This window comes from Faecalicatena sp. Marseille-Q4148 (genome assembly GCA_018228665.1).
Classification (GTDB): Bacteria; Bacillota; Clostridia; order Lachnospirales; family Lachnospiraceae; genus UBA9414.
This window is the reverse complement of sequence record CP073692.1, coordinates 288,635-315,176: the sequence shown is the minus strand read 5'-3', so window position 1 is coordinate 315,176 and position 26,542 is coordinate 288,635. Positions and strand designations below refer to the sequence as shown.

The following is a 26,542-nucleotide window of genomic DNA, read 5'->3' as shown; positions in this document are numbered from 1 at the left end:
AACTATATATACCGAAAAGAATTAAGGAATAATTAAATGAAGATTAAAAGGGAACCGGTTTTCGGTTCCCTTTACCACTTTCTGAAAATCTTTCTGAAAGTTTTTCTGCAGCTCTTTTCAATTTCTTCCGAAGTTCCCGGAGCAAACTTTTATCCTATCGCTAAAAATCAAAAATCGAAAGCTGATTTGTTTCGGGCAGATCTCCAAATACACCAAATTCATCCATCAAGTCAATAACCGTCTTGCTGACTTTCGTCCTTTGACGGAAATCATCTTTGGACAAATATGGCCCATCCATAGACGCTACTTCCACAGCTTCTGCAGCTTTATCTCCCATTCCTTCAATAGAAGACAGCGGCGGCATCAGTTTCCCGTCTATGATCTGAAATTTTGTTGCTTTCGCCCGATACAGATCAAGCGGCAGGAATTCAAATCCTCTTGCATACATTTCCTGTACAATTTTCATATCTTTTAACGTAGCCTGTTCCTTTTGCGTCAGAGAATCTGACCGTTTCTTATAGTCTTTTATATAAAACTCAAGCCGGTCTTTCCCCTGGCACATTAATTCATAGGAGAACGCAGAGGCACGGATACTAAAATATGCGGCATAATAGGCAAGCGGATAGTTGACTTTACAATAAGCAATGCGATATGCCATCATGACATACGCTGCGGCATGGGCTTTCGGGAACATATATTTAATCTTTTCACAAGACCAGATATACCAGTCCGGAACATTGTGATCTTGCATATCTTTTTTGAATTCCGGCCATTCTTTACATTTTCCCTTTGCGACAGCTCCTTTTCGCACCCGTTCCATAATCGTGAAGGACTCCTCACTGTCAAGCCCTTTTCCGATCAGATAAGTCATAATATCATCCCTGGTACAGATTGCCGTAGAAATTGTCGCTTTGCCTTCTTCGATTAATGTCTGGGCATTTCCAAGCCAAACATCCGTACCATGAGAAAGACCTGAAATCCGGATCAGATCAGACAGTGTTTTGGGTTTGGTGTCCACTACCATCTGAATAACAAAGTCTGTCCCAAACTCCGGAATTCCGAGACAGCCAACCGGACAGCCTCCAATGTCTTCCGGTTTGATTCCAAGCGCACTGGTATCTGCAAACAGCGACATAACCCCCGGATCATCCAGTTTAATCTGCTGTGCATCAAACGGTTTCCCTGTCAGCTGTTCTACTAACTCTTCCAGCATTTTGATCATTGTCGGATCATCATGTCCGAGAATATCCAGTTTCAACAAGTTGTGGTCAATGGAATGATAATCAAAATGTGTCGTTATAATATCTGTTGTCATATCATTTGCCGGATGCTGCACCGGTGTAAATGAATTAATATCTTCCCCAAAGGGAAGCACAATGATTCCACCCGGATGCTGTCCGGTACTGCGGCGGATTCCGGTACAGCCCCCTACAATCCGCTCAATCTCACAGCGTCGTTTACGGTTTCCCCGTTCCTCATAGTAGTTTTTGACATAACCATACGCTGTTTTTTCTGCCAGTGTTCCGATAGTTCCTGCCCGGAACGTCTGTCCGTCTCCGAAAATAACCTCGGTATATTTATGCGCGTTACTCTGATAATCGCCGGAGAAATTCAAATCAATATCCGGCTCTTTATTTCCTTTAAATCCCAGGAACGTTTCAAATGGAATATCAAATCCGTCTTTTACGAGCATTTCCCCGCAAACCGGACAGGCACGGTCCGGCATATCCCATCCACAGCCTCCGGCATAAGCACGGACTTCTTCTGATGTAAAATCACTGAAATGACAGTTTTTGCAATAGTAATGAGGACTAAGCGGATTTACTTCTGTAATTCCTGCCATCGTAGCTACAAAGGAAGAACCAACTGATCCTCGCGAACCTACAAGATAGCCGTCATCATTCGATTTCCATACTAATTTCTGCGCAATGATATACATTACGGCAAACCCATTGGAAATAATTGAATTCAGCTCACGCTCCAGCCGCTCTGTTACAATCTCCGGAAGCTCTTCGCCGTACATGGAATGTGCTTTATCATAACAAATCTTCCGCAAAGTTTTGTCCGAATCCAGAATAACCGGAGGACATTTATCCGGGCGCACCGGAGATATTTTTTCAATCTGATCTGCAATCCGGTTAGGATTGGTAATCACAACCTCGTACGCCTTCTCAGAACCGAGATAAGAAAATTCCTCCAGCATTTCTTCTGTCGTATGAAGATACAGCGGCGCCTGCTCATCCGCATCCTGGAACCCCTTTCCTGCCATAATAATCCTCCGGTATACCTCATCTTCCGGATCCATAAAATGGACATCGCATGTTGCCGCAACCGGTTTTTGGAACTTCTCTCCCAGTTTTACAATCTTGCGGTTTACATTTCTAATATCTTCCACTGATTGAATACCGGAAATACGTTCGCTGTCAATCATAAACATATTGTTTCCTACCGGCTGTATTTCCAAATAATCATAGAAATCTACAATCTTTGCAATCTGTTCTTCGGAACGATTATCAAGGAGTGCCCGATATAGTTCGCCCGCCTCACAGGCACTTCCCACAAGAAGTCCTTCCCGGTATCGGTTCAATTCACTTTTGGGAATTCGCGGACGGCGGTTATAGTATTTCAAATGGGACATGGAAATCAACCGATAAAGATTTACTCTCCCCACATCATTCTGCGCCAGAATAATTACATGGTATGTCGGAAGCTTTTTAATGGAATCAGGATTCAGATCCCCGAAAGCATTTACTTCCTGCAGTGTATGAATGCCCCGCTCTTTCAGCATTTCAATAAATTTCACAAAAATTTCTGATGTTGCTTTTGCATCATCTACCGCCCGATGGTGGTTCAGAAGAGATACATTCAATGCCTTTGCCACCGTATCCAATTTATACTTTGACAGTGTCGGCAACAACACTCTGGCAAGTGCCACTGTATCTACATAAGTAAAGTCTGTACTTAGTTCCATATTCCTGCAGTTCTGTTCGATAAATCCCACATCAAATCCGGCATTATGGGCTACAAGTACTGCCCCTTCCGCAAATTCCAGAAATTTGGGCAGAATTATCTCTATTCCCGGTGCATTCATGACCATTTCATCTGTGATACTGGTCAATTGGGTAATTCGATAAGGAATCGGAATTCCCGGATTCACAAATTCACTGAAATGCTCCGTAATCTCACCATGTTCTACTTTTACCGCACCTATTTCAATGATCCGATCCTGCACAGAGCTAAATCCTGTCGTCTCAATATCAAAGACAACATAGGTATCCTCCAGTGTCTGGTCTTTTGCCCGCTCTACAATTTTCATAAGATCATCCACCAGATACCCTTCTACACCATAAATAACTTTAAATGGATCATCTTTCTCTAGCTTTTCGATAAAATGATTCGCGTCCGGGAACGCCTGCACAACTCCATGATCCGTAATGGCAATTGCCTTATGTCCCCAGTCATGTGCCCGCTTCACAAGATCCTGTACTTCTGATACCCCATCCATATCACTCATTTTCGTATGACAATGAAGTTCTACTCGTTTCTCTGGCGCCGTATCCATTCGGCTTACCGTGAAATCCTGCGCCTTTTTAATTCCGGTCACAGATCCGATCGTCAGCTCGTTATCAAATTTATCAATGGTAGTCACACCTTTAATTTTTAAGAAAACACCTTTTTTAATTTCACCAAGTAACTCCGGAAGATGTTCATTTCTGGCAAACATTTTTACCATGATCGTGTCCGTAAAATCTGTTACGGCAAACATAATGATTGTTTTCTCATTCCGGATTTCCCGCGTATCAAACTGGATAACTTTTCCCCGGAATGTGATTTCACCCATTTCTCCCGTTACTTCTTTTAGTTCAATCGTCTCATCATCAAAATTTCGTCCATAAATCAAATTCGGATCGTCATCTCGTTTCAAAGGTGCATAATTTCTCTTAAACTCTTTCCTGAATTCTTTCTTTTCTTCTGAAGTTTTCTTCCCGGTATCTGGATTGCCGTTCGATGTTTCCGGTTTCTTGTCATTTTTCCTGCTTTTTTCAGCAGAAAGTTTTTCTTTCTTTTGACTCTCCTCTTCTCTGAGTTCCTCCTGACTCTTAACTAAAGAGGCATTATGCTTCATAATAACTTCTACTTCCTGCTGCAGCTGCAGTTCATTGAATTTCTTCATTTTACTTTCTTTCGGTTTGCGGTACTCTATGCGAATGTTGAGCGGAATATGGCATCGACCGGTAAATACTTCTGTCAGATACGATACCATCTCATCTTTTTTTCCTTTGGCTACAACAGTATCTTCTAATCCGAGACACATCACATCTTTTCCCTCAAAACTGCACTTCGCATTTTGCAGCATACTGTATTCAATCTGACTTTTCTGCCGCAATTCCCAGAAAATACTCTCCCGATATTCACGAAAAAGATTTTCCGGTGTATACTGCTCAGACAGATAAAAAGACTCTCTGATTCTGATTTCAATCGGTGTACGCGCAAAAAGCTGCTCTTTGATGGCCCGCTCCATCTGATAAATATCCTTTTTCGGAATAAGATGCCGGCTGCTCATATCAACCTTCAGATACGATCTTGCTGAATTTGTCGTCACCTTCTCTACTTCTGTTTCCTGAAACAGCATCCTTCGCTCTTCATCTGTCTTTAATGTCGGAAATACATCGAAAAAAAGTTTTCCCATATTCTATCCCTTCCAATTTAATAATTCTTCGCGCAGTGTGCTTAAAAGTTCTTCCTCTTTTACTTTTTTGATAACCTCGCCTTTTTTGATCAGAAGCCCTTCACCAATTCCACCGGCAATTCCAATATCAGCCTCTCTCGCCTCTCCCGGTCCATTCACAACGCAGCCCATTACAGCTACTTTAATATCAAGAGGAATATCTGCCACCATTGTTTCTACCTGATTTGCCAGTCCTATCAGATCAATCTTTGTTCTCCCGCAAGTCGGACAGGATACCACTTCAATCCCGCCTTTGCGAAGCCCCAATGTCTTTAAGATTAATTTGGCAGACTTGATTTCTTCCAGCGGATCACCTGTGAGAGATACCCGGATTGTATCGCCAAGTCCCTGATACAGCATAATTCCAAGTCCAACAGAAGACTTGATATTACCGGACAACAAAGTTCCCGATTCTGTAATACCAATATGCAGCGGATATGGACATACTTCAGAAATTAATTCATGCGCCTTAACACACATCAGCACATCTGATGACTTGATGCTGACAACAATCTGATCATAGTCCATCTCTTCAATCATCCGCACTTTATCTAATGCACTTTCTACAATGCCTTCTGCCGTAACACCTCCATATTTTTCAATGAGAGATTTTTCAAGAGAGCCGCTGTTTACACCGACACGAATCGGCACCTTATATTCTTTTGCCTTATCTACAACAGCCCGTACACGGGAACTATCGCCAATATTTCCCGGATTGATCCGAATCTTGTCTGCCCCGTGTTCGATCGCCGCAATCGCCAGACGATAATCAAAATGAATATCTGCCACAAGCGGAATATGAATCTGCTTTTTAATCTCACGCAATGCTTCCGCTGCTTCCATCGTTGGAACAGCGCATCGGATGATCTCACATCCTGCTGCTTCTAACTTCAGAATCTGCTCTACAGTTGCCTTTACATCTTCTGTTTTTGTATTTGTCATTGACTGGATTGCAATTGGATTACCTCCTCCGATCCAGCGGTCTCCAATGCGAATTGCCTTCGTTTCTTCTCGCTTCATATCTCTTCCTCCGTTCATTTCCCATAACTGGCAAATCCCTCTATGATACATAGAGGGATTCACTGTTATATTATTTATTTTTTCTGAAATACGATCTTATCTCCGTACTCCCGCTCTGTCAGCGTCAATTTATTCTTCTCTACATTATAATTAAATGTATTTGTCAAAATACTGATCTCTGACTCCAGCCCACTTACCGTAAATGCACTGTCAGAACCTTCTGCCGCCTCTTTCAGAGATGCCTCATCTGCCTTAATGGAGATTGTCTTTTCATCTTTATCAATTGTATAATTCAAACGAATCTTAATATTCGAATCCTCATATACACCGGACAATCGAACAGACATATCATTATTCCCGCGAATTGCCAGTACGAGATCTCCATCCTGATATTTCCATGTTCCTTCCAATGGATTCGCCGTAAATAGTTTCACAATAAAAAACACCGCAACAATTACAATCAAAGCCGTGGCTACTGTCATAACAACATCCCACAAACGACTTCTTTTCTCTTCATCTCTTTTTCTACTCATCTATTCTGATCCTCTCGGTTCTACACTATATTTTAATAAACTCACACATCATATTCTTATACTCGATATGGGGGCTCTTTTGTTATTTTTCTCTTCCCGATAACAATATATGCGTTTAAAATAAATTATAAAGAGTTTCTCAGACGATGTCAACGGGTTTTTCTGCGAAGTAGCTTTTAATCTTCCAGATCTTCAAAAGTTTCTTTGAGCTTATTCATAAAACCTTTTTTCTTTTTCTTCGGCTCTTCTTTTGATGTCGTCGTATTCTGATTCAGTGTATTTCCTGTCAGCTCATCGAAATGGCGCAGCGCTTCTTTCGCTTCTGCACTCAGATGTTCCGGAGTCTGGATTACCAGTGTCACATAGTGATCTCCTCTTACCTGCGAATTTCTCACAGACGGAACACCTTTTCCTTTCAGGCGTACTTTTGTGTCTGTCTTCGTGCCAGGTTTTACCGTATAAATAACGTCGCCATCAACTGTCTTAATGCGAACATCGCCTCCAAGTGCCGCCTGTGCAAATGAAATCGGAGCTACAGAGAAAATATGCATATCCTGGCGCTGGAAAATCGGATGTCTTGAAACAACCACTTCCACAAGCAGGTCTCCTCTTGGTCCTCCGTTCACGCCCGGTTCTCCTTTTTCACGGATCCGTACGCTCTGCCCATTGTCAATTCCTGCCGGAATTGTCACTTTAATCTTCTTACGGCTGGAAATATAGCCTGTACCGCTGCAGTCCGGACATTTTTCACGGATAATTTTACCGGTTCCGTGACAGTCCGGACAAGTCTGGACATTCTGAACCGTTCCAAAGAAAGACTGAGATGTATAGACAACCTGACCACGGCCTCCGCATTTCGGACAAGTCTCTGGTGAAGTTCCCGGTTTTGCGCCTGTTCCATTACATTTTTCACAAGGATCTTTCAGCGTCACTTCTAACTCTTTCTCACAGCCAAACACTGCTTCTTCAAACGTAATTCGTACACTCTTGCGGATATTAGCCCCCTTCATCGGACCATTATTGGCTCCTCCGCGTCTTCCGCCTCCACCGAATAAATCACCGAAAATATCTCCAAAAATATCACCGAAATCAGCTCCGCTGAAATCAAAGCCGCCAAATCCGCCGGCTCCGCCTCCCGCGCCTCCGTCAAATGCTGCGTGACCAAACTGATCATATTTGCGCCGTTTTTCAGCATCACTTAACACTGCATAAGCTTCTGATGCCTCCTTGAACTTTTTCTCGGCTTCTTTATCTCCCGGATTCATATCCGGATGATACTTCTTCGCTAAGGCTCTATATGCTTTTTTCAAAGTCGCGTCATCAGCGTTCTTATCAACGCCTAACACTTCATAGTAGTCTCGTTTTGTTTCAGCCATGTGATTCTTCCCTTTCTCCATCCCTCGTACAAGCAGTAAATTCTGCGAAACCGGAACTTATGCCGTTTCCGGCCTGTTGCCGATTCCGCAGAACCATTACTTATTTTTGTACAAAAGCTTTTTTGTATCTGTTTCTTTATACTTCTTTATAGTCTCCGTCTACAACATCATCGCCGTCAAATCCTTCCGGAGCCGGTCCTGCCTGCGGATTTGGTCCTGCCTGCGGGCCGCCCTGTGCGCCCTGATTCATCTGCTCATACATTTTAGCAAATACTTTCTGAGCACTCTCCATTAATTTTTCTTTTCCGGCTTTGATTTCTGCAACATCTGCATCTGTTGCGCTTTCCGGTGTAGATTTTGCAAGGATATCTTTTAATGCCTGGATATCTGCTTCTACTGCGGATTTATCTGCTGCATCTACCTTATCTCCAACATCTTTTAATGCTTTCTCTGTCTGGAAAATAATTGCATCTGCATCGTTTCTTGTATCGATTGCTTCTTTACGTTTCTTATCCTGTGCTTCGAATTCTGCTGCTTCTTTTACTGCTTTATCAATGTCTGCATCTGACATATTAGAGCCTGCTGTAATTGTAATATGCTGCTCTTTTCCTGTTCCAAGATCTTTCGCAGATACATTTACAATACCGTTGGCATCAATATCAAATGTTACTTCGATCTGTGGGATTCCACGTGGTGCTGGCGGAATTCCATCCAGTCTGAACTGTCCGAGAGATTTGTTATCTCTTGCAAACTGTCTCTCACCCTGTACGACATTGATATCTACTGCTGTCTGATTATCAGCTGCTGTAGAGAAAATCTGGCTCTTCTTTGTCGGGATTGTTGTATTTCTTTCAATCAATCTTGTAGCAACACCGCCCATTGTCTCGATAGAAAGTGAAAGTGGTGTAACATCAAGAAGAAGGATGTCGCCTGCGCCAGCATCTCCGGCAAGTTTACCGCCCTGTACAGATGCTCCTAATGCAACACATTCATCTGGGTTTAATGATTTGCTTGGTTCTTTTCCTGTCAGCTGTCTTACTTTATCCTGAACAGCCGGAATACGTGTAGATCCACCTACCAGTAATACCTGACCTAATTCAGAAGCAGATAAGCCTGCATCAGAAAGCGCACGTTTAACCGGTTCTGCTGTTCTTTCTACAAGATCGCTTGTTAATTCATCAAATTTTGCTCTTGTAAGGTTCATGTCGAAATGTTTCGGTCCCTCAGCTGTTGCTGTGATGAATGGCAGGTTAATATTTGTTGTTGTTGCGGAAGAAAGTTCTTTTTTCGCTTTCTCTGCAGCTTCTTTTAATCTCTGAAGCGCCATTTTATCTGTTGATAAATCAACGCCTTCTGTTCTCTTGAACTCAGCTAACATATAATCTGTAATCTTCTGGTCAAAGTCGTCTCCACCAAGTCTGTTATCACCTGCTGTTGATAATACTTCGATAACTCCATCACCGATTTCGATAATAGAAACGTCGAATGTACCGCCTCCTAAATCATATACCATGATCTTCTGTTCTTTCTCATTATCAAGACCATATGCAAGCGCTGCTGCTGTAGGCTCGTTGATAATACGTTTTACATCAAGACCTGCAATCTTACCAGCATCTTTCGTTGCCTGACGCTGAGCATCGTTGAAGTAAGCCGGAACTGTAATAACAGCTTCTGTAACTTTTTCTCCAAGATATCCTTCTGCATCTGCTTTTAATTTCTGAAGGATCATAGCTGAAATTTCCTGTGGAGAATATTTCTTGTCATCAATTGTTACTCTGTAATCGGAACCCATCTCTCTTTTGATGGAAGAGATTGTTTTCTCTGCATTTGTTACTGCCTGACGTTTTGCAGGTTCACCTACAAGACGTTCTCCTGTCTTTGTAAAAGCTACAACAGATGGTGTTGTTCTTGCGCCTTCTGTGTTCGCGATAACTGTTGGCTGTCCACCTTCCATAACGGCTACACAACTGTTTGTTGTACCTAAATCAATACCAATGATTTTGCCCATAATGTAATTCCTCCTAATAATACTTATATCTATTACTTTTATTACTGTTATATTTATATAAAGTATATTTTCCTAAAAAATATACTTATATGCTAATTTGCTACTTTTACCATGCTGTGTCTTACAACAGAGTCACGGTACATATATCCTTTCAGAAACTCTTCGGCAACAATGTTCTCTCCAAGTTCCTCATCCTCCACATGCATGACTGCATTATGGAAATCCGGATCAAATTCCTTGCCTACTGCTTCGATCGGTTTTACACCAATCTCTTCAAAGGTTGTCATCATCTGTTTGTAGATTTTTTCCATTCCCTGAACAAATGGATCTTCCTTCTGTTCTTCTGGAACTGCCGCCAGCCCTCTTTCGAAATTATCAACGACCGGAAGGATCTTTTCTACAACACTCTTGGCTCCTACTTCGTACATCTGTGTTTTTTCTTTCTCAGTACGTTTTCGGAAATTATCAAATTCTGCCATCTGTCTTGTCAGACGGTCAGTCAGTTCTTCGATCTTTTCGTCTTTTTTGTCTTTTTTATTTTTCTTTTTGAAGAATCCCTTCTTCTCTTCTTTTTCTTCAGAAGTCTCTTCCCCGGCTTCTTCTGTATGTTCTTCTGCTGTCTCTGCCTCTTCTGCTTTTGCGTTCTCTTCACAGTTTTCTTCTGTTTCCTGAGCCGCTGCCGCTTTCTTCGCATCCTCTACAGCTTCTTTTATCATTTCTTCTTTGCTCATTTCGTTTTCCACTGGTAAACCGCCTTTCTACTCTTCTTTATGGAATACTGCATCCAGTTCCGTTTTTAATGTTTTCAATGTTTTCATAACATTTTCATAATCCATTCGCTTTGGTCCGATAATTCCTATCGTTCCCTGCATGCCTTCGCCCAATTCATAAGTAGCAGTAACGACACTGCAGTCTTTCATCATCTTTACCGGTGTCTCCTGCCCAATGTAGACTTGAATTCCGGTATTTTCTTCACTTTGAAGAGTCTTTGTTACCAGCTCTGCCAGTTGCTGTTTCTCCTCAAATGCATTGATGATCTCCTGAGCACTCTGATTATCACTGAGTTCCGGATACTTAAAAATATTTGTTGCACCGCTTGTATAAATCTCCAGATCTTCATCAATCTGAATTGCCTCGGCAACTGCATCCAGAACATTGCTGATTACTTTGCCATGGATTCCCGCCTGTTCTTTCAGTCTGGCAATCAATCCAAGATTGATCTCCTCGATAGACATACCATTTAATGTTGTGTTCAAAAGCATGTTTAGCTTAAGAAGTGTCTCATTACTGAATTCCTGTTCAACATTAATAATCTTATTCTTAATGATATTGCCTTCCATGACGATCACTGCGATCAGCTGGCTTTCATCCACTTTGGAAAGCTGGATGAATTTTAATTTGTTTCGGTTCGAAATCGGAGCCGAGATCATCGTTGCATAATTCGTATTCTGAGCAAGAACTCTTGCTGCCTGCTTGAGAAGCTTCTCCATCTTGTCGGCCTTCTCAAGCACCAGATCCTTCATCTCGGTAATCTCCTGTTCCTTCTCTTCCATAAGCATATCAACATAGAATCGATATCCCTTATCGGAAGGAATTCTTCCCGCGGAAGTATGCGGCTGAAGAATGTATCCCAGATCTTCCAGGTCTGCCATCTCATTCCGAATTGTCGCAGAACTCAAATGAAGATCTGTATATTTTGAAATCGTTCTGGAACCAACCGGCTCTCCCGTTTCAAGATAGTTTTGAATAATTGCCTGAAGAATCTTCGTCTTTCTGTCATCCAATTCATGCATCGCCACACTCTCACTTCCTTTCAGCTTATTAGCACTCTTCTTTTTTGAGTGCTAACATATTCGCTGATACTAAAATACCACTACCAAGCCTATTTGTCAACATCCTAAATATAAAAAATCTATAAAACAGGCAGCTTCTACAAAAAATCTGCCAGAACAATATTGCTGACTGAAATTCCCTGCTCTGTAAAACGCACACGATTGTCTTGTGTCAGTTCCAGAAGATTCCAGTCAATATATTTTTTAAGAACATCGCCATACACTTCATCCATCGCTTTTCCAAATCGTTTGTGAAATTCGTCTTTTGCTATTCCCTTCATCATGCGGAGTCCAAGAATCATTGTTTCACTCATCTGATCCTCCTTTGAAAGTACTTCTTTCTCTGTCCGGATTGCCGCAAACACTTCTTCTCCTTCGTATTGCTCCAACGCCTGCACATAGACACTTCTGTCCCGTACATTAGAAAAACGGTTTTCCTCAAGCAGTGATGCCGCCCCGATCCCGAATCCAAGATAATCTTTCCGCTCCCAATATCCAATATTATGGCGACATTCTTTTCCCGGAAGTGCATAGTTAGACACTTCATAGCGGTAATATCCTGCCTCCTCCAGAAGTTCTTTCGTCCGTCTGTACATACAGCGTTCTGTATCCTCGTCCGGAAGTTCCGGCATATTGCCTGATTCTCCTTTGCCATACCATTCAAAAAACGGCGTTCCCTCTTCAATAATCAAACTATAGGAAGAAATATGCTCTGGTGCAAGTGTAAGTACCTTTTGGACCGTCTCTTCATAACTCTCCTCTGTCTGTCCCGGAAGCGCCGACATCAGATCTACATTAATATTATCAAATCCTTCTTCTCTTGCCATCTGATACGTCTCTAAAAAAGTTTCAAACGTGTGTATTCGTCCCAGTATCTTTAATTCCTGATTATTTGCCGACTGCAGTCCAATGCTCAATCGGTTAATTCCCACCCGCCGATATGCTTTTAATTTTTCCCTGTTCGCTGTTCCGGGATTCATTTCCATTGTAATCTCTGCATCTTTTCTGATAAGAAAACTCTCCTTTATCGCTTTCATAATTTCATCAAGCTGCTCTCCCGCTAAAAGCGAAGGCGTCCCACCGCCGAAAAATATCGTTGTCACTTCATATCGGCTTCTATAACAAGCGGCTGCCCTAATCTCTTTGATAAGCGCCCGCACATATGCCTTCTGTTCTTCCGGTGCTGCCGGACCTGACAGAAAATCACAGTACGCACATTTTCTTACACAAAAAGGAATGTGAATATAAATCTCCAATTCTTTTTTCTTCATAATAGCTATTTCCATATTGTCTCCTTCTTTATAAGATACTGCACGATCAGATCTGCTACTTGATCATAGCTTTCCACTCCCGCTTCCTGCCGATTGGCTTTCAGATAGGCATCGTTGACTTTTTCAGAAGCTTCAGAGATAATCCCCTCATGCTCATCCCAGAACTGGGAATTCGCTTCCAGATCTTTGTGTGCTTCCTTTGGAAGCCGTTCAGACAGGCTTTGATATTTTTCCTTATCCCTGTCATACAATTCATTTCCACAATAAATCCATCCCATCATCGCACTGCTGTAGCGAAATTCTGGATTTTCCGACTGTTCACATGCCAGAAACCCAATCATATTTGCTTCTTCTTCCTGCATAAAACCTTTCAGGTGCGCCAACTCATGGCACATCGTAAAGGGTTGGTTATACCCCGTCATTTCCTTATTATAATTTGCTTCCACCGTAAACGGTGAATAAACTCCTGTCAAGCCTTGAACCGACAAAATCCATGATCCGGCAAGCCCTTTCGGCAGCGGATAGAATCCTTCCAGTTTTTCATAAGACGCTCCAAGCGCCTGCATTGCTGACACAGCTTCCCTGCGTGCATCTTTTGAAACAATCATTTCTCCTGTTTCATTTCTTCTAACCTGATCATACAGCTCATTCATTCGTTCCACCAGAATTTCGCATGCACGATACAATTCTTCCGTTGTATAAACTTCTTTCCTAATCCCATACGTCTCTGTAAAGGACATTTTATAATAATTTATCCCACAAGTCACAGTATATAACGTAAATAATACTGCACTAAACAGAAATGCCCGCTGCACCCCTTTCAGAAAGAACTGTTTTGTCCCCGACGTTTTCCGATGAATTTGTATAAGAAATCTGCCAAACCATATTGCTGCTGTCAAAACTAGCGCATACAATAACCATTCCACTACAGAACCGGGAAACCATCCGCACACTCTGCCCAGTGTCTGTAACCAAATCGGATAAATCCTATTGCCATACCATTCTGCCATCGCTTCATAGCGTCTTGCTAATACAAGCAACAACAGATCAGCTCCGATCATGGCAAATGCAATCTTTATTTTTTTCATTGGTTTCTCCTGTCACACATGATCTTTTTTATTCTACTACAAAAATGTGTCGAATCAATGGAAAAAAGAAAAAACTCGCCTGAATTAGACGAGTTTCTTCTATATTATATGACATTTAAGAGAAAACCTTTTATTTCGCTCTCTTTGCTCTGAAATCTTTAATATTCTTCCAGATCATGAAGAGGATCAGGACTGCTCCTACATATCCATTTAATACATAGATTACATTTACAAGTACTCTGAATGGAAGGAATAAACCAACAATCAGACCAATGATTCCGAGCACGATTGTAAGAATCTTAAACTGAGATGTACCTTCTTTGGCAAATCTTGCTGCCGGGTTGTAAAGTAACGGCACAGCTGTTGTATAGATACCTGCAAATACAACAATTGCAAAAATTGCAGAGAATGGTTTCCAGATTTCCATTGCAAGAATTAAGTTCGGGATATCTGCATTCCAAACATATGCTTCTCCATTTGCCATAGGTGTGTTAATATTAGAAATCTGTGCAAAAGATACAAGACCGATTGCTACACAAACAGCAATTGTACCACCGATGATACCGTAATTTAAGTCTTTTTTCTTATTCTTTGCACCTAATGCTGCTGTAAAGCTTGCAAACCACAGAAGTACGAAACCTGCATAAGAAAGACCTGAAATCAGCCAGTTTGCTCCGGCATTCTTAATTGTCTCGCCGGCTGCTGCACCTTCGTATGCACCTTCTTTAATAACTTCAAGACCTGCTGCAATGTTACCGCCATCTGAAATACATGTAATCAAACCAATTCCGATACAAAGCACAACGATAATCGGACCAACAATACCAATGGCATCTACAAGAGAATTCAGACCACCTACTACTGTAAGAATTGTCAGCACTGTTAAAATAACAGCTCCAACCCACTGTGGAAGACCATATTCCTGATGTAATGTAGAAGCAGCGCCACCAATCATTACCCAGAATGACATGTAACAGAAAATTGTTGAATAGTAGTCACAGAATGTACCTACATATTTCCCACAGAAATATTTATAAACGTCATTACCACGTTCAAATTTCTGCTCAGCACCTGCTTTTGCAAAGTTAAAGTTATAGTATAAAAATGCAACCGCAAACACTGCAATAACTAATAAACTCTTTGTTCCATATGCTGTAAAGTACTGAATAATTTCCTGTCCGGTTGCAAATCCGGAACCAATTGTAAAGGCGATTACTGCTCCTGCAAGAATTAATACTCGTTTCCAACTAACTTTTTCGCTGTTACCCATAAAAACCCTCCTATCCCTTTTCAGGTTATCTTTTGTCAATTTTATGACAATCTATAATTCCCTTATCCACAAAAACCTTCCGTGAATAAAAAATTGAGTGCGGTGCACGGTTGGCACCGCACTCAACTGAAAGTGCTATATTTTAGAAATCATCTTTTTCAAAAACAGTCTGACCATCAACTGGAGTCTGAAGAGCCTTCAGTGCACGTCTAACCATTTTCTTACGGATCTTCTTAGAATCAACTTCGCCCTGTGTCGGATCTCCAAGTGGATACGGAATACCAACGCCTGGGATAATTCTGTTTGCACCGATTGTCAGAGAAATCGGAACTACTGTAGCCATATGAACTACCGGAAGACCATATTTTTCAATACCTTTTACCATCGTTGCACCGCAACGTGTACAGGTACCTCATGTGCTGACGAGGATAACACCGTCTACATGATCCTCAACAAGTCTCTTACCAATAGCATCACCAAATTTTGCTGCAGAACCAGTTGCTGTACCAGTACCGGTTGTTGTGCAGAAGTAGTTAACGAGTTCACCAAATTCTCCGTCTTTTTCCATTTCACGAAGAACATCAAGCGGAACTACAAGGTTTGGATTTGCCATAACAAACTGTCTGTCATATCCACCATGAATTGTAGTAAAGTCGTCCGGTGACATTGTATCCATACCCTCAATGGAGTAAACACCAAATTTAGTCGCATTGGAGGATTCGATATGATCCGGATTACCTGTAGGAACAACACCACCGGATGTAACTACCGCGAGTTTTGCATGTTTCATATCTTTAATAGGAGGGGCCGGATCTACGCGGTCAAATTTCGGCATCGGAAGATCTGTCTCAAATTCTTCGCCCTTCATCTTCTTCACAAGCATTTTTACTGCTCTTGCAGATGCTCTTTCTTCTGCGAAGTAGTTCACACGGATACCTCTTTCATGGTAACCTTCGATGGACGGTCCTAAGATTTCTTCGCCTGTTGCAAGTTTTTTAACAAGATTAGCAAGTACCGGAACAACTTTTCTCATAGATGCTGAAGAATCGCCTGTTTTAACAATGATAACGTCTTTGCGGAACATATCCACACCAGGGTTTTCCTCATACTGTGCTGTAATAACCGGAACGCCAAGTCTTTCTTCTACTGCTTTACAAATTGTACCACATGCTACTCCGTAACGTCCTGCATTGAATGCCGGTCCTGCTACGAATACATCTGGTTCGTATTTTTTCACCATCTCGATGATTGTATCTGTTGCTTCATCAAGATTTTCACCAAAATAGTTATCTCCACAGATCACTGTAGCCACGATTTCGTAATCTTCTCCCAATTCTTTTGCAAGTGCCATACCAGGTCCGATTACACTTTCTCTTACTTCTGGCTGAATGTCTGCTTTTTCCTCTCCACCAATTCCGGCGAAGAACTGATTTATATAATGTACAACTTTATATTTTGCCATAAGTTGCGCCTCCTCTCTAATATCCTCTTGCTGCCAGCTTATTGAAGCCGTTTGCAATTGTTGATGCTATGATAATCTGAAGTTCTGCTTCGAAAGAACCATCCGGATTGATACATCCAGCCCATCCACCAATCTGGCTTTCGATGTAATCCAGTGTACCAATAACTTTATCCATAGCTGGGAAGTGAAGAGTCGCGTTACCCTGACCACAAGATGCAAGTGCTGTTGCTTCTTCACATGTATCTGCAAGAGACTGGGATTTTCCGTCTTTTCCTGGGAATTCGTCTGTAATTAATACAACTTTAACGCCCTTTCTCTCTACTTTACGGCAGTTCATCATAAGGTCTGTATCTGGGTTACCATATCCTTCTTCTGTGATCAGCACACCATCCAGTCCCATCCACTCAGCAAGTTTTGCAACCATATCTGAATGTCTTTCTTTGTCTGCAAGGAATACGTTCTCATTTGTCAGGATAACACCCATAAAGTTGATATCTTTTCCATGATGTTTGAAGCAGTCTTCAATAACCGGGTTATGGAAATGATGATATGTTGTAACTTTATCACAAGGAGCAACACAGTTACCGGATACGATTGCACCGTCCATAATCTCTGTTGGATACATAAATGTAGGAACAAACTGTTTTGCATCTACGCCATAATAATATGTATCATGGAGAAGTCCCTGAGACTGAAGCATATGAACATATCCTACTTTTGGAAGATCCGGATACATCTGAGCCTGTTCGAAGATTGGTTTTGTTTCAAATACTTCTAATGTATCAGGTTCTACGTTTCTTCCTGCTTCACCGAGGTATGCTGCAACTTTTAATCCAGCCATACGTCCGGCTTTCTCATAAACGTGTGTTTCAAGTCCTTCCTGTGGTTCGATAACAACACAAAGATTTACTGTCTTAGAGAATGGACAGTAATCTGCTGCCGGACCGCTCATATCAATAACACCTTCCTGGAATCCTACGATTCTACCAACGGTAACAACGCAGCATCCATCAAGTGCATGTGTTCTTCCTTCACCAACTGTTGGTGTAACTTTTCCAATCACTCCCGGGAAAATCTCTCCGCCGCTTACTTTTACACGTGGCTCGATAACATCCTTAACCGGTGTAATACGAGTGCTGTCGCCCGGACGTGCGATATCCAAATGACATTCTAACAGTTTATCATCCTCGAGTACCAGTTTTTCAACTTCTTCTTTGTTCACATAGAGTACTTGATCTTTGACATACGTTCTGTCTGCAAATTGGATATCTTTGATCACAATTTTACCTAATTCCAATTTCATATATAGGTCCCTCCTTTTAATTTGTAATCGCGATAACTTACTTTGAAAAAAATATGATATTGGCAGTTCTCTTATTTTTTTCTTTCTGTACCGTTTCTTAACTTGTGCTTATTGTACAACTTATCGCGATAACATTCAAGTGTTTTTAATTATTTTTTTCTTTTTTATCACTTTTATCTATAAATAGAGTTCTTTGATTGCTTTTTCCTATTATCATTTTATGCAAAAATAACAAAAAAAGAACTGACTTTCATCAGTTCTTTTGATCAGTTCTTTAAATTTCGCTTTCGATATCCCTGATATCCTTTCATATCTTTTGCAAGTGACATAACAATACGGTCCACATCGTCAACGAACTGGTTCACGCGCGCTTCCATTCGATGTTCTTCAATTCCGTCATCCAGTATCGTCTTCAGATATCCCTTATAAAGCATACATACCATCCGGTTCATCCGAAGTGCATTCTCAAATGAGATTACATTTGCACGAACACATTTCTTACATACTTCAAAATCTCGCCCCATAAAATCAGGCGTCTGGAGCATCGCGCTGAAAAATTGGTTTGAATCGCGAATGTCTTCCGGAAACATATCATAATATTCCCGGATTGATGTCTGAAGCTTCTCATTCGTATATGTAAAAAATAAAAGGTTATATGCTTCCGGATTTGCAAATGCTTCTCTTGCATAACAGTCCCATATTCCAACATAGATATCCCATATATTTTTCCAAGTCCGTTCTGCCTGATTCAGACGCACAATATAATTCTTCAGTGTTCTAAGCTCTGCATAATATAACAATTCATCCCGATTTTCAAAATGTCGATATAAACTGGCAGAAGAGCACCCTAACTCCTGTGCGATCCTTCTGATCGATACCGCCTGGATTCCTTCTTTCTGAATCAAGTCATACGCCTTTTGAATATAATCTCTTCTGGACAACCCTTTAAAATATCCGGAATTTTCTTTTTCTGACGGAACTTTATGCAAACAATCTTTTTCTGACGTCATTCTTATTCCCCTTTGTATCTGTAGTAAAACCGTTTAACAGATTCGAGGGATAATATTGTCAATTACTGATAGGTCAATCGTTTTAAAGTCATTTGCCACCTTCTCTTCATAAGAATCCGGTGTCTTGGCGATATCCTGCCATTGACGGAATGTTTCAATACATTTTTCAATCAACATGATATCTTTCATATTATCCTCTTCACCCTTTGGGTACACAACAACCGAACGGTACGGTGTCTGATTCGGTTTTAAACTAGAAGCCTGCGGATGCGTCAACAGTACATGTCGATCATACACAAGGTCTCTTGTTTTTAGAAGTACCTCCTCGTATGTTTTGAGCAGAATTACTTCCAGGTCATTTTTGTACTTTTCATACACGCGATCATTATTTGTGATCAGCGTTGCCTTTTCTAATTCCCACATCGGTTTGTCCTCACTTTCCTTGTTATTTATCGTCCAATTTCAGAACGCTCATAAACGCCTTCTGCGGAATTTCTACATTTCCAACCTGGCGCATACGTTTCTTTCCTTCCTTCTGTTTTTCCAGAAGCTTTTTCTTACGGGAAATATCTCCACCATAACACTTGGCAAGCACATCTTTCCTCATGGCTTTTACAGTTTCCCTTGCAATGATCTTGCTTCCGATTGCCGCCTGAATCGGAATTTCAAAAAGCTGACGCGGAATCTCTTCTTTCAGCTTTTCACACATCTTTCTTCCACGCTCATACGCTGAATCTGCAAAAACGATAAAGGATAATGCATCCATCTCTTCACGATTGATCAGAATATCTAGTTTCACAAGTTCAGATCTCTCATAGCCTGTCATTTCGTAATCAAAGGAAGCATAACCTCTTGATCTTGATTTCAAGGCATCAAAGAAATCATAAATAATCTCATTCAAAGGCAGACGGTATTTTAATACAGCGCGGGTTTCCTCAATATATTCCATTCCTTCATAAATTCCCCGGCGTTCCTGACACAGATCCATGATTGCTCCGATAAATTCAGATGTTACCATAATCTCAGCCCGGACCATCGGTTCTTCCATATAGTCAATCTCCGTCTGATCCGGAAGATTGGACGGATTCGTCAGGTCAATGACTTCTCCGTTCATCTTATGCACTTTATAAATAACACTCGGTGCAGTTGTCACAAGATCCAGATTGTATTCCCGCTCCAACCGTTCCTGGATAATTTCCAGATGCAGCAAGCCAAGAAAACCACAGCGGAAGCCAAATCCAAGCGCCACCGATGTCTCCGGCTCAAACTGAAGTGCAGCATCATTGAGCTGCAGTTTTTCAAGCGCATCCCGCAAATCCTGATATTTCGCTCCATCTGCCGGATACATTCCGCAATATACCATAGGATTTACCTTCTTATATCCCGGCAAAGGTTTCTCACAAGGGCGATTCGCATCTGTAATCGTATCGCCGACACGGGTATCTTTTACATTCTTCAGACTGGCTGTAACATATCCTACCATTCCGGCGCTCAGTTCGTCGCACGGAATGAACTGACCGGCGCCAAAATATCCGACTTCCACAACTTCTGCCTGGGCGCCTGTTGCCATCATGCGGATGGTTGTTCCCTTCTTGATCGTGCCTTCTTTCAGGCGGCAGAATACAATAACTCCCTTGTAAGAATCATATACAGAGTCAAAGATCAATGCCTGAAGCGGCGCATCCGGATTGCCTGTAGGAGATGGCAGTTTGTGAACAATCTGTTCCAGTACCTCTTCCACATTCAGTCCTGTCTTCGCTGAAATCAGAGGTGCGTCCTGCGCCTCAATTCCAATAACATCTTCTATCTCTTCGATGACTTCCTCCGGTCTCGCACTCGGAAGATCCACTTTATTAATGACCGGAATCACATCCAGATCGTGATCTAACGCCAGATAAACGTTCGCCAGCGTCTGCGCCTCCACACCCTGAGCTGCATCCACAACAAGAATCGCCCCATCACATGCCGCCAGACTTCTTGACACTTCATAGTTAAAATCCACATGTCCCGGCGTATCAATTAAATTAAAAATATATTCCTGACCGTCCTTTGCCTTATATACAACACGGACAGCCTGTGATTTGATCGTAATTCCGCGTTCCTGCTCAAGTTCCATATTGTCAAGCACCTGAGCCTTCATCTCACGGCTTGTCAAAAGCCCTGTCATCTCAATGATACGGTCTGCAAGTGTTGATTTTCCATGATCGATATGTGCGATAATACAAAAATTTCGAATCTTACTCTGATCGATTGTCGCCACAATTTATTCCTCCATCCTATTTTCACGTTCTGTTAAGTATACCATAAAAAAGATTTACCTTTCAATTCTTATCTTGAATATTCTATAATAAACAGCTCTACACTGAGAATATCTCCCATTTTTCCGGTCTTAACAGCCTCCTCAGCATTCACAGCTGCCTCCAGAATCTCTTTGAGACGCTTTGCTGTAAAAGCTTTTGCCTGGCTCTGGTACTTTCCTACTGCAAAAGGCGGAACACCCGCTTTCGATGCAATCTCACGATTCGGATACCGCCGCTCTGTCAGATCTTTTACGAGAAGCAGAATTCCAAACTGTCTTGCCAAAAGAAACAAAATCCTCATCGGCGGTTCTTTCAGCGCCAGAAGATCATAATAATAGTCGAGCGCCTGTCGCTGTCTGCGTCCTGCCACCGCATCTACCATTTCAAAAATCTTATTTGTAATCTGCACTGTACACACCGCATCCACATCTGCTGCAGTAATTGCCGATTGCTCAAGCGTATAGCAGAATAGTTTCTCCAGCTCCTTCTCCAATGTCTCCATATCTGTTCCGCTTCGTTCAAGCAAATGCTTCACTGTCTGAGCCGAAATCTGCTTTCCTTCCCGCTTCACTCTTCCAAGAATCCATTTGGTCAGCGTATTTTCATCCTGCCGCCCCAGCTCCACCGGGCGTCCTTTTTCCTTTACTGCCTTAAATAGTTTTCCCCGCTTATCAATCTCATTCTCAATAAAAACAAAATAAGTTGTCTCGGGAATCTGCTTCATATATTCTGCCAGCTCCGGAGAAGCATTTTTAAAAAATCCTGTATTTTCCAGCATAATCAAACGTCGCTCTGCAAAAAAAGGCATCGTCTCTGCCAGATCAATGATTTCCAGAGGGTTCGTATTCTTTCCCTCAAAATAAGAAAAATTCATCGTATCCCCATCCGAAACTATCGCCTTTCTCAGACGCTCTTTATACAGTTTTTTTAGATAAGCCTCTTCTCCGAATAAGAGATACACATGCTTAAACTGTCCTGTCTTTAAATCCTCATTCAAACTCTGCATAAGCTAACTTCCTGTCTTTCTTTGTTCTTCTATCTTACACCAGAATCCGCCCTTCTTACAAGCATGTTTTTGAAAGTCCTTCTTCCGTAAGCTCATATACTGTGGATTTTTCCCCATTAGAAACATGCGCCGTAAAGTGCACTATCGAGTAAGTAAGTGAACTTTCACCTCAACCTTCTCACGGAACCATACTTGAAAGTCTCCGTTCATACGGCTCTTATCATTCAACAATCTGAATACAGATTATTCCAATGAGTAAACATTTTTGGCTCTCGCTATCTTACAGTACTGAGCCATTTTTCAGCTCTGCGTCGTCTTTCACGAAAATTCTTATATGTGCACATTGCTCATTTAATCAGTCTTCGTTTGATACATTGCAAAGTTCCTCTCATTGTCGATGAATTAAACTGAATATTCCATTTAAACAGTGCACCTGGGGGTACCGCACAAGAATATTCATCCAGCAATGAATTCCATCGTCAGCCTACCACACCACTGGAACCTTTGTTGACTTTTACTCGTTTCCATAATCATTCATTGGTTATCGTCCTGTAATGAATTTACACATTCTCATGTGCATGGATGCAAATTCCATCTCAACTGAGTATCACACCAAAAAAGGATGGAAAAAGCAAAATTTTTCACACCCTTTTTATTATAACGCTCATACTTCGCAAAATAAAATTACCTATTCACTCTTATATTCACCTCTTTTTAATTGCTCATATAAGTGCGGTCTTAAATATTCTTTTCCCAATCTTGATGCATTGATATTATCATCAACTATAATACCTAATTCCTCAGGATAATTTAATCTTTGTCGTATTTTTTCTTTATATTTAGGAAATTCTATATAATTTAATGTTTGAATAACCCCTTCAACCATTGGAATAAATTTATTTATAGAAATTCCAACACCAATTTCTTCATCTTTCCATTGACTCATCATACGAGTACCACAGCACATTGCGGAATAATTGATATCATTTCTTTCATATGGACATGCAACTAAATCTGTACACATTCCTTGAAGTCCAATCATATGATGATTTTTAGGCTCTCCATATTTATATGCATAACCTTGAATGACCCTCATTAGCTGATAACCATTTACCATAAATACTACAACATCGGCATCTGTCATTTCTTCTAATGGCCCCAGTTCTAATCCATATATTCTATGCTTAATTCTTGGAACAGACTGTGCTGCTGCTTTTGCTATTGCACGAGATTCATATAATTTCAGTGAAAAATATCTTTCACCCGAATCCATACATGGCATTGGATCTTCAAATCCTAACGTTTCAATTGCACTTCTACAAACTACATTCACATAATTTACTTTAAAATGGTTCCCATCAATTGCATGTCTTGCCATAACACAAAAAGACGTTTTTTTATCAAAATGCGGAAGTTTAAGTTCTTCAAAGTTATGTTTATAAAATAAGAATCTTACTCCCATAACTTTTCTTTCCAAACATAATGCTTTTTGTAATTTATTAGCATTTTCTCTAAACATAACTAAACTCCTTGCAATAATCTATAAAATTATTCTAATTCACCATTTTTTAACTGTTCGTAAATATGCGGTCTTAAATATTCCTTTCCTAATTTTCCATAATGGAGATTATCATCAACAATCACACCTAATTCATCTGGTGTATCTAATTTTTTTCTAATTTCTTCTTTATATTCTGGATAATCAATATAGTTCATAGTTTGAATAATTCCTTCTACTAATGGACCAAGTTTATTAATCGGAATACCTACACCCATTTCATCATCGCCCCAACGGCTCATTTTTCTCGTACCACAGCAAAGCGCGGAATAATTTAAATCATTTCTATCATATGGACATGCCACACAATCTGTACACATTCCTTGTAAACCAACCATCTGATGATTTTTTATCACACCATATTTGTATCCATATCCCTGCACAACTCGCATTAATTGATATGCATTAACCATGAATACTGCAACATCCGCATCTTCCATTTCTTCTAATGGTCCTAACTCTAATCCATAAATTCTATGTTTAATTCTTGGGATAGCCTCTGCTGTTGCTTTAGCTATTGCACGCGTTTCATATAATTTTAACGAATAATATCTTTCACCCGAATCCATACATGGCATTGGATCTTCAAATCCTAACGATTCAATTGCACTTCTACAAATTACATTTGTATGATCTGCCTTGAAATGATTTCCATCCATTGCATACCTTGCCATAACACAAAAGGATGTTTTTTTTCCATACTCTGGTATATCTAACCGATCATAATTATGTTTATAATATAAAAATCTTACACCCATAACATGATGTTTTAAACAGAGTGCCTTCATTATTTTATTTACATTTGAATTTTCCATTTTCTTAATCCTCATCTTTCTTGTTATTTTCATATAAATGGCAACTAACATAATGATCTTTGCTAATTTCTATCATTCTAGGCTGTAGTTTTTTGCATTTTTCCGTTGCATATTTACATCTTGTGTGAAATCTACACCCTAATGGAATTTCTCCGGATACTGGAAGTGTTGACATTAAATCTATATCTTTTTTCTTATCCCAAGGATTTATCTTTGGTACAGATGAAATTAAAAACTTCGAATATGGATGCATTGGAGTTTTGCATACCTCTTTAGCATTTGCAATTTCGACTATTTGTCCTAAATACATTACTGCAATTCGATCACACATATTTTGAACAACACTAATATTATGAGAAATAAACAAATATGTTAGATTTAATTTATCCCTCAAATCTAATAATAAATTTAAAATCTGTGATTGTACTGAAACATCTAAAGAAGCGGTTACTTCGTCACATACAATGAACTCTGGTTTTACTGCTAGTGCTCTTGCAATTCCTATTCGTTGACGCTGTCCTCCAGAAAATTCATGAGGGAATCTGGTAATTAAATTAGGATTAATTCCACAAATTTGTAACATTTCCTCACAGTATTCTTTCACTTCCTTTTTATCTACCACTTCATGTTTTATAGCACCTTCTGATAATGCTTTTTGGATACATTGTTTAGGATCCAAAGATAAATAAGGATCTTGAAAAATAATTTGGATATCTTTTCTTAATGTTGCTAATTCTTTTTTGGGCATCCATATATTCTGTTCAACATCATATAATATTTTATCTTTATATTTCACACTTCCACCAGTTGGCGCATATAATTTTAATAAAGTTTTTCCTGTAGTTGATTTTCCGCATCCAGACTCTCCTATCAATCCCAATATTTCTCCTTTTGATATCGAAAAAGAAACATCATCTACACTTTTTAAATAAGAATTTTTATTTGTTTTAAAATATTTTTTTAAATTTCTAACTTCGATAATTTGATTAACTTTCTGCATAACCTTCACTTTCTTTCGCATAAAAGCATCTTACATATCCATTGTTTTTTAATTTTTTTTCTGTTGGTTTTGATATTCTACAATATTCTGTTGCGTTTGGACATCTTTCATAAAATTCACATCCTTCATATTTCATAAAATTTTCAGGTATATTTCCTTGAATCACATTAAAACGTCCATTAAAATTCTGAGGTCTTGCATTTAAGAGTCCTTGAGTATACGGGTGTAATGGATCCTTGAAGAATTCATCCACATTTCTTTCTTCCATTTTTCGCCCGCAATACATTACTAAGATTCTATCTGCCATTTCAGCAACTACTCCCATATCATGTGTGATTAACAAAATAGCACAATTAAATTCTTTTGCTAATTCTTTTAATAGAAGTAATATTTGAGCTTGTGTACTCACATCTAATGCAGAAGTAGGTTCATCTGCAATAATAAGGTCTGGTTTCTGTGAACATGCCATGGCTAAAACAATTCTTTGCAACATTCCACCTGATAATTCAAAAGGATATTTTTCAATAACCTTTTCTGGTAAAGGTATTCTTACCTTTTTTAGCATAGAAATAATTTCTGATCTATAATCTTTTCGTGAATCACCATGCAATCTATATAATTCTTGCATTTGTTTATAAATTGTATAAGAAGGATTTAATGCGTTTCTGGGAGTCTGATGCACTAATGCTATTTTTTTTCCTCTTATTCTTCTCATTTCTTTATCTTTCATTTTAGTAAGATTCATAGAATCATAAAAAATATTTCCTGAATCAATTTTAGCATTTCTGTCTAAAATTTTCATAATTGCTTTAGCAGTAACGCTTTTTCCACTTCCAGATTCTCCTACAATGCAAACACATTCTCCACATCTTACTTTAAAAGATAAATCATTAACTGCAAAAATCTGTCCATAAATACTCTGAAAGGATACTGACAAATTTTCAATTCTTAATACATCCAC

General features: G+C 40.1%; 20 protein-coding genes. All 20 read right to left on the bottom strand.

What is annotated here, in order from left to right:
* Positions 1-160 precede the first annotated feature (160 nt).
* A complete protein-coding gene (locus tag KFE17_01465) occupies positions 161-4,690 on the bottom strand; it encodes a PolC-type DNA polymerase III (GenBank protein ID QUO32456.1) in 4,530 nt (1,509 codons plus the stop codon).
* 3 nt (positions 4,691-4,693) lie between these two features.
* Positions 4,694-5,749, bottom strand: coding sequence for a flavodoxin-dependent (E)-4-hydroxy-3-methylbut-2-enyl-diphosphate synthase (gene ispG, locus KFE17_01460; GenBank protein ID QUO32455.1), 1,056 nt, complete (start codon positions 5,747-5,749; stop codon positions 4,694-4,696).
* Between the two features lie 74 nt (positions 5,750-5,823).
* Entirely contained in the window at positions 5,824-6,282 is a 459-nt protein-coding gene (locus KFE17_01455) for a hypothetical protein (GenBank protein QUO32454.1), read from the bottom strand.
* Between the two features lie 176 nt (positions 6,283-6,458).
* Entirely contained in the window at positions 6,459-7,658 is a 1,200-nt protein-coding gene (dnaJ, locus tag KFE17_01450; GenBank protein ID QUO32453.1) for a molecular chaperone DnaJ, read from the bottom strand.
* A 136-nt stretch (positions 7,659-7,794) separates the two neighbouring features.
* Complete coding sequence (gene dnaK / locus KFE17_01445) at positions 7,795-9,666, bottom strand: molecular chaperone DnaK (GenBank protein QUO32452.1); 1,872 nt, start codon at positions 9,664-9,666, stop codon at positions 7,795-7,797.
* Positions 9,667-9,758: 92 nt separating this feature from the next.
* Positions 9,759-10,397, bottom strand: coding sequence for a nucleotide exchange factor GrpE (grpE, locus tag KFE17_01440; protein ID QUO33581.1), 639 nt, complete (start codon positions 10,395-10,397; stop codon positions 9,759-9,761).
* A 27-nt stretch (positions 10,398-10,424) separates the two neighbouring features.
* Positions 10,425-11,459: a heat-inducible transcription repressor HrcA gene (gene hrcA / locus KFE17_01435; GenBank protein ID QUO33580.1), complete on the bottom strand. Its 1,035-nt coding sequence runs from the start codon at positions 11,457-11,459 to the stop codon at positions 10,425-10,427.
* 137 nt (positions 11,460-11,596) lie between these two features.
* A complete protein-coding gene (locus tag KFE17_01430; GenBank protein ID QUO33579.1) occupies positions 11,597-12,769 on the bottom strand; it encodes an oxygen-independent coproporphyrinogen III oxidase in 1,173 nt (390 codons plus the stop codon).
* A 5-nt stretch (positions 12,770-12,774) separates the two neighbouring features.
* Positions 12,775-13,857 carry a DUF3810 domain-containing protein gene (locus tag KFE17_01425; protein QUO32451.1) on the bottom strand — a complete coding sequence of 361 codons (1,083 nt, stop codon included), beginning with the start codon at positions 13,855-13,857 and terminating at the stop codon, positions 12,775-12,777.
* Between the two features lie 130 nt (positions 13,858-13,987).
* Positions 13,988-15,127: a hypothetical protein gene (locus KFE17_01420; GenBank protein ID QUO32450.1), complete on the bottom strand. Its 1,140-nt coding sequence runs from the start codon at positions 15,125-15,127 to the stop codon at positions 13,988-13,990.
* A 142-nt stretch (positions 15,128-15,269) separates the two neighbouring features.
* Positions 15,270-16,589, bottom strand: a complete 1,320-nt coding sequence (gene grdB / locus KFE17_01415; protein ID QUO32449.1) for a glycine reductase complex selenoprotein B — start codon at positions 16,587-16,589, stop codon at positions 15,270-15,272.
* A 16-nt stretch (positions 16,590-16,605) separates the two neighbouring features.
* Positions 16,606-17,892 (bottom strand): glycine/sarcosine/betaine reductase component B subunit, encoded by a 1,287-nt coding sequence (locus KFE17_01410; GenBank protein QUO32448.1) that lies wholly within the window; start codon positions 17,890-17,892, stop codon positions 16,606-16,608.
* 266 nt (positions 17,893-18,158) lie between these two features.
* A complete protein-coding gene (locus KFE17_01405) occupies positions 18,159-18,902 on the bottom strand; it encodes a TetR/AcrR family transcriptional regulator (protein QUO32447.1) in 744 nt (247 codons plus the stop codon).
* 33 nt (positions 18,903-18,935) lie between these two features.
* Entirely contained in the window at positions 18,936-19,325 is a 390-nt protein-coding gene (locus KFE17_01400) for a GrdX family protein (GenBank protein ID QUO32446.1), read from the bottom strand.
* Positions 19,326-19,347: 22 nt separating this feature from the next.
* Positions 19,348-21,162, bottom strand: a complete 1,815-nt coding sequence (gene lepA, locus KFE17_01395) for a translation elongation factor 4 (protein QUO32445.1) — start codon at positions 21,160-21,162, stop codon at positions 19,348-19,350.
* Positions 21,163-21,230: 68 nt separating this feature from the next.
* Positions 21,231-22,208, bottom strand: a complete 978-nt coding sequence (gene holA, locus KFE17_01390) for a DNA polymerase III subunit delta (protein ID QUO32444.1) — start codon at positions 22,206-22,208, stop codon at positions 21,231-21,233.
* Between the two features lie 688 nt (positions 22,209-22,896).
* Positions 22,897-23,727: a DUF169 domain-containing protein gene (locus KFE17_01385; protein ID QUO32443.1), complete on the bottom strand. Its 831-nt coding sequence runs from the start codon at positions 23,725-23,727 to the stop codon at positions 22,897-22,899.
* Between the two features lie 29 nt (positions 23,728-23,756).
* Positions 23,757-24,581 (bottom strand): DUF169 domain-containing protein, encoded by an 825-nt coding sequence (locus tag KFE17_01380; protein ID QUO32442.1) that lies wholly within the window; start codon positions 24,579-24,581, stop codon positions 23,757-23,759.
* Between the two features lie 4 nt (positions 24,582-24,585).
* Complete coding sequence (locus tag KFE17_01375) at positions 24,586-25,581, bottom strand: ABC transporter ATP-binding protein (protein QUO32441.1); 996 nt, start codon at positions 25,579-25,581, stop codon at positions 24,586-24,588.
* Positions 25,568-26,542, bottom strand: a complete 975-nt coding sequence (locus tag KFE17_01370) for an ABC transporter ATP-binding protein (GenBank protein QUO32440.1) — start codon at positions 26,540-26,542, stop codon at positions 25,568-25,570. Before KFE17_01370 ends, KFE17_01375 begins: the two co-directional genes overlap by 14 nt.

What these genes read in the sequence shown, in the direction of transcription:
- KFE17_01420 (QUO32450.1), bottom strand. Translation starts at nt 15,127, where the DNA reads ATGGGTAACAGCGAAAAAGTTAGTTGGAAACGAGTATTAATTCTTGCA.
- ispG (QUO32455.1), bottom strand. Translation starts at nt 5,749, where the DNA reads ATGAAGCGAGAAGAAACGAAGGCAATTCGCATTGGAGACCGCTGGATC.
- holA (QUO32444.1), bottom strand. Translation starts at nt 22,208, where the DNA reads ATGCAGAGTTTGAATGAGGATTTAAAGACAGGACAGTTTAAGCATGTG.
- KFE17_01380 (QUO32442.1), bottom strand. Translation starts at nt 24,581, where the DNA reads ATGGAAAATTCAAATGTAAATAAAATAATGAAGGCACTCTGTTTAAAA.
- dnaK (QUO32452.1), bottom strand. Translation starts at nt 9,666, where the DNA reads ATGGGCAAAATCATTGGTATTGATTTAGGTACAACAAACAGTTGTGTA.
- grpE (QUO33581.1), bottom strand. Translation starts at nt 10,397, where the DNA reads ATGAGCAAAGAAGAAATGATAAAAGAAGCTGTAGAGGATGCGAAGAAA.
- KFE17_01405 (QUO32447.1), bottom strand. Translation starts at nt 18,902, where the DNA reads ATGACGTCAGAAAAAGATTGTTTGCATAAAGTTCCGTCAGAAAAAGAA.
- KFE17_01385 (QUO32443.1), bottom strand. Translation starts at nt 23,727, where the DNA reads ATGTTTAGAGAAAATGCTAATAAATTACAAAAAGCATTATGTTTGGAA.
- KFE17_01455 (QUO32454.1), bottom strand. Translation starts at nt 6,282, where the DNA reads ATGAGTAGAAAAAGAGATGAAGAGAAAAGAAGTCGTTTGTGGGATGTT.
- KFE17_01410 (QUO32448.1), bottom strand. Translation starts at nt 17,892, where the DNA reads ATGAAATTGGAATTAGGTAAAATTGTGATCAAAGATATCCAATTTGCA.
- KFE17_01400 (QUO32446.1), bottom strand. Translation starts at nt 19,325, where the DNA reads ATGTGGGAATTAGAAAAGGCAACGCTGATCACAAATAATGATCGCGTG.
- KFE17_01465 (QUO32456.1), bottom strand. Translation starts at nt 4,690, where the DNA reads ATGGGAAAACTTTTTTTCGATGTATTTCCGACATTAAAGACAGATGAA.
- dnaJ (QUO32453.1), bottom strand. Translation starts at nt 7,658, where the DNA reads ATGGCTGAAACAAAACGAGACTACTATGAAGTGTTAGGCGTTGATAAG.
- KFE17_01425 (QUO32451.1), bottom strand. Translation starts at nt 13,857, where the DNA reads ATGAAAAAAATAAAGATTGCATTTGCCATGATCGGAGCTGATCTGTTG.
- hrcA (QUO33580.1), bottom strand. Translation starts at nt 11,459, where the DNA reads ATGCATGAATTGGATGACAGAAAGACGAAGATTCTTCAGGCAATTATT.
- KFE17_01375 (QUO32441.1), bottom strand. Translation starts at nt 25,581, where the DNA reads ATGCAGAAAGTTAATCAAATTATCGAAGTTAGAAATTTAAAAAAATAT.
- KFE17_01430 (QUO33579.1), bottom strand. Translation starts at nt 12,769, where the DNA reads ATGAAGAAAAAAGAATTGGAGATTTATATTCACATTCCTTTTTGTGTA.